The organism is Leptolyngbya sp. CCNP1308 (assembly GCF_034932455.1).
GTDB lineage: Bacteria > Cyanobacteriota > Cyanobacteriia > Phormidesmidales > Phormidesmidaceae > Nodosilinea.
This window is the reverse complement of record NZ_JAYGIH010000106.1, coordinates 39,657-51,766: the sequence shown is the minus strand read 5'-3', so window position 1 is coordinate 51,766 and position 12,110 is coordinate 39,657. Positions and strand designations below refer to the sequence as shown.

General features: G+C 58.4%; 13 protein-coding genes. 9 read left to right on the top strand and 4 right to left on the bottom strand.

Going from position 1 to position 12,110, the window contains the following annotated elements:
* Positions 1 to 38: 38 nt before the first annotated feature.
* Entirely contained in the window at positions 39 to 1,157 is a 1,119-nt protein-coding gene (locus tag VB780_RS26695; RefSeq protein ID WP_323354231.1) for an AI-2E family transporter, read from the bottom strand.
* Between the two features lie 126 nt (positions 1,158 to 1,283).
* Here VB780_RS26695 and VB780_RS26690 point away from each other — a divergent pair, with 126 nt between their 5' ends.
* Entirely contained in the window at positions 1,284 to 2,015 is a 732-nt protein-coding gene (locus VB780_RS26690; protein ID WP_323354230.1) for a phycocyanobilin:ferredoxin oxidoreductase, read from the top strand.
* 75 nt (positions 2,016 to 2,090) lie between these two features.
* Complete coding sequence (gene gmk / locus VB780_RS26685) at positions 2,091 to 2,723, top strand: guanylate kinase (RefSeq protein WP_323354229.1); 633 nt, start codon at positions 2,091 to 2,093, stop codon at positions 2,721 to 2,723.
* 196 nt (positions 2,724 to 2,919) lie between these two features.
* Here the strand turns inward: gmk and VB780_RS26680 are convergent, their stop codons facing one another.
* Positions 2,920 to 3,351 (bottom strand): DUF1499 domain-containing protein, encoded by a 432-nt coding sequence (locus tag VB780_RS26680; protein WP_323354228.1) that lies wholly within the window; start codon positions 3,349 to 3,351, stop codon positions 2,920 to 2,922.
* 194 nt (positions 3,352 to 3,545) lie between these two features.
* Between VB780_RS26680 and VB780_RS26675 the strand changes: the two genes are divergently transcribed.
* The 4 genes from VB780_RS26675 (at position 3,546) to VB780_RS26660 (ending at position 7,054) form a co-directional block, all read left to right on the top strand.
* Positions 3,546 to 4,934 (top strand): aldehyde dehydrogenase, encoded by a 1,389-nt coding sequence (locus VB780_RS26675; protein WP_323354227.1) that lies wholly within the window; start codon positions 3,546 to 3,548, stop codon positions 4,932 to 4,934.
* 61 nt (positions 4,935 to 4,995) lie between these two features.
* Positions 4,996 to 5,187, top strand: a complete 192-nt coding sequence (locus VB780_RS26670) for a DUF6883 domain-containing protein (protein WP_323354226.1) — start codon at positions 4,996 to 4,998, stop codon at positions 5,185 to 5,187.
* Between the two features lie 126 nt (positions 5,188 to 5,313).
* Positions 5,314 to 5,580, top strand: a complete 267-nt coding sequence (locus VB780_RS26665) for a DUF4926 domain-containing protein (protein ID WP_323354225.1) — start codon at positions 5,314 to 5,316, stop codon at positions 5,578 to 5,580.
* 115 nt (positions 5,581 to 5,695) lie between these two features.
* Positions 5,696 to 7,054 carry an 8-oxoguanine deaminase gene (locus VB780_RS26660; protein WP_323354224.1) on the top strand — a complete coding sequence of 453 codons (1,359 nt, stop codon included), beginning with the start codon at positions 5,696 to 5,698 and terminating at the stop codon, positions 7,052 to 7,054.
* A 34-nt stretch (positions 7,055 to 7,088) separates the two neighbouring features.
* Here VB780_RS26660 and VB780_RS26655 read toward each other — a convergent pair whose 3' ends face one another.
* Both VB780_RS26655 and VB780_RS26650 read right to left on the bottom strand, forming a co-directional pair.
* Positions 7,089 to 7,850, bottom strand: a complete 762-nt coding sequence (locus VB780_RS26655) for a phytochelatin synthase family protein (protein ID WP_323354223.1) — start codon at positions 7,848 to 7,850, stop codon at positions 7,089 to 7,091.
* 5 nt (positions 7,851 to 7,855) lie between these two features.
* Positions 7,856 to 8,536 carry a Uma2 family endonuclease gene (locus VB780_RS26650; RefSeq protein ID WP_323354222.1) on the bottom strand — a complete coding sequence of 227 codons (681 nt, stop codon included), beginning with the start codon at positions 8,534 to 8,536 and terminating at the stop codon, positions 7,856 to 7,858.
* 176 nt (positions 8,537 to 8,712) lie between these two features.
* On the opposite strand from VB780_RS26650, the gene VB780_RS26645 reads away from it, so the two are divergent.
* From VB780_RS26645 to VB780_RS26635, 3 genes are all read left to right on the top strand, one after another.
* Positions 8,713 to 9,285, top strand: a complete 573-nt coding sequence (locus VB780_RS26645) for a Uma2 family endonuclease (protein ID WP_323354221.1) — start codon at positions 8,713 to 8,715, stop codon at positions 9,283 to 9,285.
* Between the two features lie 28 nt (positions 9,286 to 9,313).
* Entirely contained in the window at positions 9,314 to 10,210 is an 897-nt protein-coding gene (locus VB780_RS26640; protein WP_323354220.1) for a pirin family protein, read from the top strand.
* A 72-nt stretch (positions 10,211 to 10,282) separates the two neighbouring features.
* Positions 10,283 to 12,049: an ABC transporter ATP-binding protein/permease gene (locus VB780_RS26635; protein ID WP_323354219.1), complete on the top strand. Its 1,767-nt coding sequence runs from the start codon at positions 10,283 to 10,285 to the stop codon at positions 12,047 to 12,049.
* Positions 12,050 to 12,110 lie beyond the last annotated feature (61 nt).

The following is a 12,110-nucleotide window of genomic DNA, read 5'->3' as shown; positions in this document are numbered from 1 at the left end:
TATCTAGGGGTTTCTCACTCTGGGCAGTAAACGCTGACTCACCTGTCCTCGGGCGCTAGGGTGGCCTCTGACCGCTCCATCGCCGGGTTGAGCACGGGCTCAGATGAGACCTCGATCGCATCGTCCCCGGCCCGATCTAGTACGTCAATAATCCAGGCTTCCTCGATCCAGGTTTTGCAGACCACCGCCAGGGGCAGAGCCAGCACCAGACCCACAGGCCCCAAAAACGTGGCAAAAAAGATCTGAGACACCAGGGTAGCGGCGGGCAGCAGCGACACCTGCTTCTGCATCACCATGGGCGAAAACCAGTAGCTCTCGATGTTTTGAATCAGCACGTAGAGCACAATCACCGCCAGGGCCTTGCCCGGCGACTGCAACAGCGCCACAAACACCGGAAACACCGCGCTCAGGGTCGGCCCCAGGTTGGGAACAAAGTTAAACAGCCCCGCCAGCACCGCGTGGGCAAAGGCGTAGGGCACCCCTAGCAGCACCAGCCCGGTGAAGCTGATCGTAGCCACAAAAATGGAGCTTAGCGCCACCCCGCCCAGCCAGAACATCAGCGATCGCTCGCACTTGGTCAAAATCTCGTCGGCGCGGCGACGGTAGCTCGACGGAAACAGCCGCAGCAGCAGCTGACGATAGGCCCTGGGGTTGCCCAGCATCATCAGGGTGAGCACCAGCAGCAGCAGCAGCTGAAGCAAAATTGCCACCGAGCTGGAGAAAAACGTCAAAAAGTTGCCAAAGACGGTCGAGCCAATCGACGCCGCCTGACGCAGCAGGTCGGGCAGGGCCGGTAGCACCCGCAAATCTTGGTCGGGGAACCAGTCGGGCGGGTTGGCCTGAAAGGTATCAAACCAAACGCCGAGCTGTTCAAACCCCTTGGGCGTGAGCAGCAGCAGCTCTTGAAACTGGCTGACAAACAGGGGCAGCACCAGCCCTAAAAGAATGAAGCTGCCCAGCAGCACCAGGGCCGCCGTCACAAGCACAGCGCGATCGCGCGGCCAGCCGTACACCCGCGAGAAAAATCGCACCAAGCTGTTCAGGGCAATGGTAATCACCACCGCCGCAAACATGAGCAAAACAATCTGGCGAAACTGCCACACAATAACCAGGGCAATGCCCAGGGCAACCAGGTTTATCCAGTCGATCAGCTTCACAGCGGTGGCACCTTACACAGTTAACGATACCTGTGACCAAATTGTAGCCGGGCCAGGCGACAGCGAATTTTAGGATCCTGGCTCTGGCTGGTATGCTGAGAATTCACTTCATTTTTACCGGGTGTTATGGTAGCCCCAACTCCAACCTCCTTGCGCGATCAACAGCACCCGATGATTCGGGGTCTGGCCGATCGCATTGAAGCCACCTGGCAACAGCATCTCGACCTATCTCCCTACCGCCTGCCAGAAGACCTCGGCTACATCGAGGGCCGTCTGGAGGGCGAACGGCTCACTATCGAAAACCAGTGCTACCAGACCCCCCAGTTTCGCAAGCTGCACCTGGAGCTGGCCCGCGTCGGCAACAACCTAGATATTCTGCACTGCGTCATGTTTCCCCGGCCTGAGTACGCCCTGCCGATGTTTGGCTGCGACCTAGTGGGGGGGCGAGGGCAAATCAGCGCCGCTATTATTGACCTGTCGCCCGTCGGTAGCGCCCTACCCGAGGGCTACACTGCCGCCCTAGACTCTCTGCCAGCCCAGAGCTTTGCCGAAGAGCGCGACCTGCCGGGCTGGGGCACCATTTTTTCGCCCTACTGCCGGTTTATTCGCCCCACCAGCGCCGACGAAGAAACCGCCTTTGTCGATTTAATTGTCACCTACCTGGCCCTGCACTGTCAGCAGGCGATCGCCACCCCGGCTACCCCGGCCCAGCTAGAGCACATTCTGGCGGGCCAGCGCCACTACTGCCAGCAGCAGCAAAAGAACGACAAAACCCGGCGGGTGCTCGAAAAAGCCTTTGGCGACGCCTGGGCCGAGCGCTATATGACCACGGTGCTGTTTGATCTGCCGACGGTATAAATTCCCGATGAATTTAGACTATTCAAAGCCTTTGGGTTCACTAGAATAGAAAATCTTAGCCATACCACCGCCACCATGACCGTCAGCACCCCCGCATCGCTAGACACCCTCAGCCCAGAGACCCTCAGCCTAGAAACCGCCGCCGAATGTACCCCTCGCCGGGGTCGGCTGATCGTGTTTACCGGCCCCAGCGGGGTAGGCAAGGGGACGCTGCTGCGGGCGCTGCGCCACCGCTATCCGGCGCTGAAGCTGTCGGTGTCGGCCACCACGCGATCGCCCCGCCCCGGCGAGGTCAATGGCCAAGACTACTACTTCGTCAGCCGCGACGAATTTCACGCCATGGTCGAGCAGGGGGAACTGCTGGAGTGGGCCGAGTTTGCGGGCAACCTCTACGGCACCCCCAAAACCCCGGTGATGAAAGAGATTGAGGCCGGTCAGTGGGTGATTTTAGAAATTGAGCTAGAGGGTGCCCGCCAGGTGCGCGAAACCTTTCCCAACGCGCTTCAGCTATTTGTGCTGCCCCCCTCCTTAGAAGAGCTAGAAAGCCGCATTCGCCTGCGGGGTAAGGATGCTGACGAGGCGATCGCCCGGCGACTTCAGCGGGCCTTGGTCGAAATTGACGCGGCTGCCGAGTTTGACGAACAAATCGTCAACGACGATTTAGAAGTGGCTCTTCAGCACCTAGAGAATGCCATCTTCAAGGACTAATTCAAAAACTAAATCGGTCTTCCCTCGCCGCTGTAGGGTGGGCACTGCCCACCTGTGGGGAAGCTCTTTTCGAGAAATTACATAACACCAAATCCGACTCACGAACTCCGCTTCGAAACCGACATCTGGTAGGGGCATGGCACTGCAATGCCCCTACGAATCGGGGGTAGAGAGACAGGATTTGTACGAGTCCGTTCTATTCAGCGATCGCAGCCGAAGCTAGCGCTTGGCGAATGGCCTCGATGCGCTGGCGGTTGGCCCCCAGGTCAGACTTGCCGAGGCGCGACGCCGATCGCACCTGAATTTCGGGCGTGGCCGGGTCGAGGTAAAACTCCACATCGTCCACAAAGCCCATCAGCTTGCTGGTGAACTCGGCGTAGAGGTAGCGATCGGTTTTTTCAATAATTGCGGTGCGGGGCATGGCGATGACCACCGCCTCTAGCAGTGCCATGGCCTGGGCGGGGTCGCCGCTGTAGGGTAAGGGGGCGATCGCATGCTCGGCATCGGCTTCGCCCTGGCTGACCACGCAGTTGGGGGTGCCGGGGCAGGGAGACAGCTTGCCGTCTTTAACCCCTAGCGTGGTGGGGCGCTGGCCCGCCAAATTGCCAATAAACGGTAGAACACCCATAGGCCCATCCTCCAAAGAAACAGCAGCGCTGGGGTACGCGTGGCCCAGCAGAGTCATCATAACCAGAGCAACCCCGAACCCGAGGCGAAAAACCGATCTCAGCATGGTGCAACGTCTAAATCCTTAGGTGGCTCTCTTGTAGGATAAAGCAGATGAGTTAGCTCCGAAACCAGCCCCCCTTCCAGAGATTAACTATGACCACCTCTGCCGCCACAACTTCCCTTGCCAACCTGCTGCACCGCCAGCGGGACTACTGGGCCAGCGGGGCTACCCCCAGCCTTGACTTTCGCCTCGATCGGCTGAAGGCGCTGCGGGGGGCAATTCTCAAGTACCAGGCCGACATTATCGACGCGGTGAAGCAAGATCTGGGTCGCCCTGAGTTTGAGGGCTACTTTGAAGTCGGCGTCATCAGCGAGCTCGACTATGTGATCAAGCACCTGCGCCGCTGGGTCAAGCCCCGCAAGGCTTCGCTGCCCCTGAGCCAGCTGCCCGGTTCGGCCTGGGTGCAGCCCGAGCCCAGGGGCGTGGCGCTGATTATCGGCCCCTGGAACTACCCCTTTCAGCTAATTGTGTCGCCGCTGATGGGGGCGATCGCGGCGGGCAATTGCGCCCTGCTCAAACCCTCGGAGCTGGCTCCGGCCACCTCCAAAGTGCTGGCCCAGCTAGTAGAAGACACCTTCGACCCAGCCCACGTTGCCCTGGTAGAGGGTGGCGTAGAAGCCGCCCAAGCGCTACTGGCCGAAAAGTTTGACCATATCTTCTTTACTGGTGGTGAACGGGTGGGCAAGATCGTCATGCAGGCGGCGGCCCAGCATCTCACCCCGGTGACGCTGGAGCTGGGCGGTAAAAGCCCCTGCATCGTCGATGCCGATGTCAACCTGGAGGTGGCGGCCCGGCGCATCGTTTGGGGCAAATTTCTCAATGCGGGGCAGACCTGCGTGGCCCCCGACTACCTGCTAGTCGATGAACGTGTTAAGGACAAGCTGGTAGCAGCGCTCCAGCAGCGCATTCAAGCCTGCTATGGAGACAACCCCGCCACCAGCCCTGACCTCTCGCGGGTCGTCAACGATCGTCAGTTCGACCGCCTGGTGGGCCTGCTGAACCAGGGCAACATTCTCGCTGGGGGCGGGCATGACCGGGGCGATCGCTACATTGCCCCCACCCTGATCGATGGCATCGGCTGGGATGATGCAATTATGCAGGAGGAGATTTTTGGCCCGATTCTGCCGATTTTGACCTATCGGGATTTGGGGGATGCGATCGCCGCTATCAACCAGCGGCCCAAACCCCTGGCTCTGTACCTGTTTACGCGCGATCGCCAGGTGCAGACCCAGGTGCTCGATCGCACCACCGCTGGCTCGGTGTGCATCAACGACGTGATTTTGCAGATTGCCATCTGGGATTTACCCTTTGGCGGCGTGGGCAGCAGCGGCCTCGGCAGCTACCACGGCAAGCACAGCTTCGACACTTTCTCTCACCTCAAGAGTGTGCTCAAAAAGCCCTTCTGGATGGATATGGACTGGCGCTACCCCCCCTACGGCGACAAGGTCAAGCTGTTTCAGAAGTTTATCGGACTTTCCTAATGGCATTGTTTAGATGAGCACAAGGTGCCAAGAGTTTTGACTGAGTGAAAGTCAAGCCACAATGAAACTGCAAGGAACAATTCTAATTCCCGAGGCCAAGCTTACTGATTACCTATTAGTTCTACGCTCAGAAGATGACAAATCTAAATTTCTTGCCCAAGTCGGATTCACCCAAGACAATCCTCACCAACTCAAACAAGCCATTCTCAACTTGATGCAGACTCGCGATGCTATCTCCAGATCGCCAAGATAAGTACGGCACATACTATCTGGTTGAAGGCCCGCTGATTGGCCCTAATGGCACCCTGCTTGTTGTTACAGTTTGGATAGAACGCGCTAAAGACGGCATCATTCAGTTCGTCACCCTAAAGCCAAAACGATGAAAGAGACTGAGATTCCACTTTTTCCACTTTATAGTCGCGTCTCGCTTAATAGAGACTTCCCTGAGTACAATCTCAGGCAGGGCGATATTGCTACCTTGATCGATACTGTTCCAGATCCTGAAGATGGCGAAGATGGTTACATTCTCGAAGTCTTTAACGCTCTGGGCGAATCTATTGATGTTGTTACAGTTGCCAAATCAGCGATCGCACCGCTGCGTTCAGATGAGATTCTCGCAGTGCGCTCTTTGGTAAACGCGGTGTAGACATCGCCACCCCTACCATCATCACAAAATTTAAATTTGCCCAGGTAAAAACATTGGTCAACTAGGGACACCTGCTATAGTCCGCTTCAATCATGCGTTGCGGGGGCTAACCACTGTGCCAACTCTTCTGGTCAAAAATATTCACACCCTGGTCACCATGGATGATCAGCGGCGCGAGATTCGCGGCGGGGCGCTGTTCATCCGCGATCACGTGATTGAGCAGGTTGGAACAACCACTGAATTGCCCTCTGAGGCCGACCGGGTGCTCGATTTGGGCGATCGCCACCTGGTGCTGCCCGGCCTGGTCAACACCCACCACCACTTTTATCAGACCCTCACTCGGGTGGTGCCGGGGGCGCAAAATTCGTCGCTGTTTAACTGGCTCAGCTCCCTCTATCCCCTGTGGCAAAAGCTCACCCCCGATGCAATTCGCCTCAGCGCCCAGGTGGCCGCCGCCGAGCTCATCTACTCGGGCTGCACCACCGCCAGCGACCACCTCTACCTCTTCCCCAACGGCAGCACCCTTGATGACGAAATCGAAGCGGTAGCCCAAACCGGGCTGCGGTTCCACGCTAGCCGGGGCAGCATGAGCGTGGGCGAAAGCAAGGGCGGCCTGCCCCCCGACTCGATTGTGGAAGCCGAGGCCGACATTCTCAAAGACTCCCGGCGGCTGATCGAGCATTACCACGACAACGGCCCCTACGCTATGGTGCGCATTACCCTGGCCCCCTGCTCCCCCTTCAGCGTGTCTACGGATCTGATGCGCGAGTCGGCGGCCCTGGCTCGGTCGTACCCCGGCGTGCGGCTGCACACCCACCTGGCCGAAAACAATTCCGATGTCACCTACAGCCTCGACACCTTTGGCCTCACCCCCGGCGACTACGCCGCCTCCGTCGGCTGGCTGGGGGAAGATGTCTGGCACGCCCACTGCGTCAAGCTCGACGACAAGGCCATCCACAGCTTTAGCCAGACCGGTACCGGGGTGGCCCACTGTCCCTGTAGCAACATGCGCCTAGCCAGCGGCATGGCCCCCATTCGCAAACTGCTCGACCACAACGTGCCCGTAGGCCTAGGGGTGGATGGGTCGGCCTCTAACGACGGCAGCCACCTGCTGGCCGAGGCTCGCCAGGCCTTTCTCATGGCCCGCGTGCGCGAAGAAGATGCTGGTGCGCTGACCGCCCGTGAAGCGTTAGAAATCGCCACGCGCGGCGGTGCTAAAGTGCTGGGTCGCACCGACATCGGTTACCTCGCCCCCGGTATGGCGGCGGACTTCATCACTGTGGATCTCGATCGCCTGGCGCTGTCGGGCACCGCCTACGATCCGGTGGCATCACTGATTTTTTGCATGATCGATCGCGTTGACTACAGCTTCATCCACGGCAGAGAGGTGCTCAACCCCGAGGGATTGCTGACGCTGGACTTGCCGGTGGTGCTGGAGAAGCATGGGGCGATCGCACAATCCCTCGCCGCCTAGTCATCCACTCACCGACCCACCCACTCACCCACTCCTACCGCGCCTCCACCAGCAAAAACCCCCGCGTCTTACCCGACACCGAATCTACCGTATTGGTAGACTTCCACAGGGTTTCAGCCTGCACCCACACCGGGGGGTACTTGTAGCGCGACACATCCAAAATCAAGAACTGGTCGGTGTCGGCATCATAGGCGGCGACGGGCGAAATGTGGCCGCCGCTTTCCTGGCCGATCGCCCGGCGCAAGTAGTTGATCAGCACGTAGCTATCGGGGGTCTCCAGATTGGCGCGAATCAGCTGGCGAAACTCATCCAAACTCACATCGCTGCCGTGGTGAATTTCAGCACTGACGGGATAGGTTTCGAGAATGCCTGCTAATTCAGCGAGGGTGAGACCTTGGCGGGCGATCGCATCCTTAGCAATAATCGCCTCGGTCTGCTCGTTAAATACATTCTCCTGGGTGAAATAATTCCGCTCCCACTCCGGGGCCAGTGGGGCCGGAACCCCCAGGGCGTTGAGCACCATCACCGTGCTCGCCACCCCGCAGAACGCCTGGTTAACCTGAGTCACAAACTGGCTGGTCAGCGGTACATAATCCGCCAGTGCTTCACTGTCTCGGAGCAGCCTCTGTCCCTCCGCCGAGGTCAGCGGAATTAGGTGATCGGGCAGGGGCAGCGTTTGAGAGGCCAGCGGTCGGGCGATCAGGGTTAACCCCAGCGCCGTCAGCAGCGCCATGAGTTTGGATGGGCGGAGGGCGATCGTCCGAAATTGATTCGGGAGATTAGTTGTGGGTCTCATCGTGGCTACTCCTGGGTCAGTGTGGCCATTTGCTGGCTTAACCAAGCCGCTGCACTGGTATTCGTGCCCTGGGCCAGCCGTTGCAGGGTTTCATCCAGCAGCGCAATGGGCAGACCCGCCAGTGCCTGGGAGGTTTCGCCGGGCCGGTATTCGCCATTCTCTTGCAGCAGAAAGGCAAACACCCGCTGCCCGCGCACGTCAACCACCCAATATTCAGGAATGCCCAGGGCGGCGTAAAGGTGCTTTTTCTCATCGAGATCGCTGGCCAGGGTGGTGTCAGAAATTTCGCCCACCAGATCAGGCACTCGGGTTTGGTTCAGATCAATCCGACGCGGTTCCCCCGGCTGCCACTGGGGATAGTCTGACCCTACGTACAGGACGAGATCGGGAGCGCTGGCCCGCACCTCCGCCCGTTCTAACAAGCATCGCCCCAGGGAACTGAAAACCTGGTCTGGGTGCTGAACGGCCCAGAAACCAAGAATCATAATGAACAAATCGCTGACTGCCGCGTGACCAATGCCTTCTGCCCCTGTCGTGACCCACAGCCGTCCTTCGTCAAAAGCTAGTTTTATGTGCTCTGGACTTGGGTCATCCCGCAGCGCTATATAGTCGGCCCAGGTCGCTCGATGCCACTGGTCTTGAGGAATTTTGCGCGGAGCAGTTTTTGCCGGAGACGTTGCGGTCATAGGTTTAGCCCAATCCTTAATGACCAATGTAAGTCATAGACAAATAGTTATCTTTCAACGCTAAAGCACCCTTGGAGACAGTGACAATGTCGATGCTGCCGGTTCTAAGAGCTGAGCACAAATACCAGAGCAGAACATCGCTATCATCGATACAGCGCTGGATATAAGCCTCAACTATGACCGTTAGCAAAAGCCACGCCTACTTTACTGCTGAAGAATACCTTCAGCTTGAGCACATCAGCCCCATCAAACACGAGTACCTTCAGGGTCAGATGGTGGCGATGGCTGGAGCCAGCAAAGCGCACGTCATCATTACGGGCAATCTCTCGGCACTGTTGGTCAACTACTTGCGCGGCACCGCTGGCATTGCCTACGCCACCGATATGAAGGTGAGACTGCCCGTCTTAGATGTGTTCTACTATCCTGACCTGGCCGTTACTTGCAACGATCGCGACCTCCGCTCTGATGAAGACTTCATTGTGCATCCCAAACTTATCGTCGAAGTTTTGTCAGATTCGACGGAGGCTTTTGACCGGGGAGATAAATTCGGTGACTACAAATCGAACCCAGCCTTTGAAGAGTACGTTCTCATTCATCAAAAGCAGGTGTTGGTCGAGCGATTTCAGCGCAAGTCAGACAATCTGTGGATTCCCTACAATTATCAAGAGGGGAGCATTATTGAATTTTCCAGTATTGGGTTTACCTGTGAGATCGCTACCCTTTACGAAAACCTCAGCCAACTCCTGTAACTGTTCCCAAACGAGATCGACCGCCACTATGTCGCCCACCAAACAGCCCAGCCCTGCTAAAGCCCTGCGCAGCATTCAGCATACCCAAAGTCACCACTGGGTCGGCGATGGCTTTCCGGTGCGGACGCTGATGGCCTACAACGGTCTGGGGCAAACCATTAGCCCCTTTTTGCTGCTCGACTATGCCGGGCCAGCCAACTTTCCGCCGACCGATGCGCGGCGCGGTGTGGGCGAACACCCCCACCGAGGCTTTGAGACCGTCACCATTGTCTACGAGGGCGAGGTTGAGCACCGCGATTCGGCTGGGGGCGGCGGCATCATTGGCCCTGGCGATGTGCAGTGGATGACGGCAGCGGCGGGTCTGGTGCACGAAGAATTTCACGGGCCGAGCCTTGCTCAGCACGGTGGCCCCTTTGAGATGGTACAGCTGTGGGTCAACCTGCCCGCCCAAGACAAAATGGCCCCGCCCCGCTACCAGGGCATCACCGCCGATCGCATCCCTACCGTTGAGCTGCCCGATGGCCAGGGCAGTCTGCGGGTGATTGCTGGAGAGTTCCAAAACGCTCAGGGGCCAGCTGAAACCTTTACCCCGATCAATATGTGGGATCTGCGGCTGATGGGGGGCAAGCAGGTGAGTTTGGAATTGCCCGAGGGCTACACCACGATCTTGGTGGTGCTGAAGGGATCGGTGCGCGTGGGCGAGTCAGATCCGATTAGCGAAGCAGAGATTGGCATCTGCGATCGCGCTGGCACCACCCTCACCCTCGACTGTCTGCAAGACACCACCGCCCTGCTGCTCTGCGGCGAACCGATCAACGAACCCATTGTCGGCCACGGCCCCTTTGTGATGAACACCTCGGCGGAAATCTACCAGGCTGTAACCGATTACCAGAGCGGCAAAATGGGTGCGCTAACGCTCCAGTAATCCGGCACGGAAGGTTTAACTTTTGTAAGATCTCCCCAGCACCCTTTGCGCAGCGGGAGATTTTGCACCGGCATGGAACGATTTAACCTGAAAGGGTTTAGACGGTTTTGGGCGATCGCCAAGAGCTACTGGTTTGGCGACGAAAAGTGGAAAGCTGGGGGCCTGCTGCTGCTAATTGCGGTGTTTTTGCTGGGCTACACCGGCCTCAGCGTAGTGCTCAACAACAAGCGCGGCGTGCTGATTTCGGCCCTCTCCGCCAAAGACGAAGCCCGCTTTTGGGAAACGGTGCTGGTGTTTATTGCCGTGCTGGTGGCCTACGCGCCGCTGATGGCAGGCTACGACTACCTGCAAAAGCGGCTGGGGCTAGAGTGGCGACGCTGGCTGACCGGGCGGTTTGTGGCCGACTACTTTGGCGATCGCGCCTTCTACGACATTCAGCAGTTCCACCCCGACATTGACAACCCCGACCAGCGCATCGCTGAAGATGTGAAGAACTTCACCCAGCAGTCGCTGGCGCTGCTGCTGGTGGTCGTGAGTTCGGTACTGCAAGTGATCGCCTTTAGCGGTGTGCTGTGGGGCATCTCCAAAAACCTGGTGGGGTTTCTGGTGCTCTACGCCCTGCTGGGCACCCTGGTGACGGTGGTAATTTTTGGCCAGCCCCTGGTGCGGCTCAACTTTGAGCAGCTCAAGCGAGAGGCCAACTTTCGCTTCAGCCTGGTGCGGATTCGCGAAAACGCCGAGGCGATTGCCTTCTACCGGGGCGAAGCCCAGGAGGCCAGCCAGGTAAACAACCGCTTCATGGCCGCCTTCGAGAATTTCAAAAAGCTGATCGTGTGGGAACTCAACCTCAACGTCTTGACCAACGCCTATGAGTTCATTCCCTTTGTGCTGCCGGCGATTGTGGTGGCCCCGGCGGTGTTTGCCGGCGAGCTCGAAGTGGGCAAGGTTTCCGAAGCCCAGGGAGCCTTTGTGCGGGTGTTCTTTTCCCTCAATGTGGTGGTGGCCCGGTTCTCAGAGCTGACTTCCTTTGGGGCGGGCATCGACCGTCTCTACAGCTTTGCCGAAGCCCTCAACCACTTAGAGCCTGAGGCCCCAGCGGCGGCAGACTCCCTAGCATCCGTAGACCATCCCACGGCGGCAGACGCTCCAGCATCCGTAGAGCATCCCACCATCGCCATTGAAACCTCAGACTCCCTGGCGCTGAAGCAGTTCACCCTGCAAACCCCCAACTACCAGCGCACCCTGGTCGAAAACCTCTCTATAGATATCCCCGACCAAACCGGGCTGCTGATTGTGGGGCCGAGCGGCTGCGGCAAGAGCTCGCTACTGCGGGCGATCGCCGGTCTCTGGCAGTCGGGTAGTGGCACCATCCACCGCCCCGACCTCGACAACATTTTGTTCTTGCCCCAAAAGCCCTACATGATTCTTGGCACTCTGCGGGAGCAGTTGCTCTACCCCAACACCAGTCAAGCCGTAGACGATGCTGGGCTTCAGGTCGCTCTGGAGAAAGTCAATCTGGCGAATCTAGCCGAACGTTTTGACGGCTTTGATGCGATCGAAGCCTGGGGCGACGTGCTCTCGCTGGGCGAGCAGCAGCGCCTTACCTTCGCCCGCATTTTGGTCAGCCAGCCCGACTTTGTCATTCTCGACGAAGCCACCAGCGCCCTAGATCGGGCCAACGAAGCAAAACTTTACGACCATCTGCGCCACACCGGCACCACCTTTGTCAGCGTCGGCCACCGCGAATCGCTCAACGGCTACCACCAAAACACCTTAGAACTGGGCGAAGATCACACCTGGGTGCTCAAAACGCCGGGGCTGGCCACGGCCGATTCCTAACATTGCATGACATTGGGGCACTATTTCGTGGTGATGGCTACGGATCGCCCAAAGGTTAGTG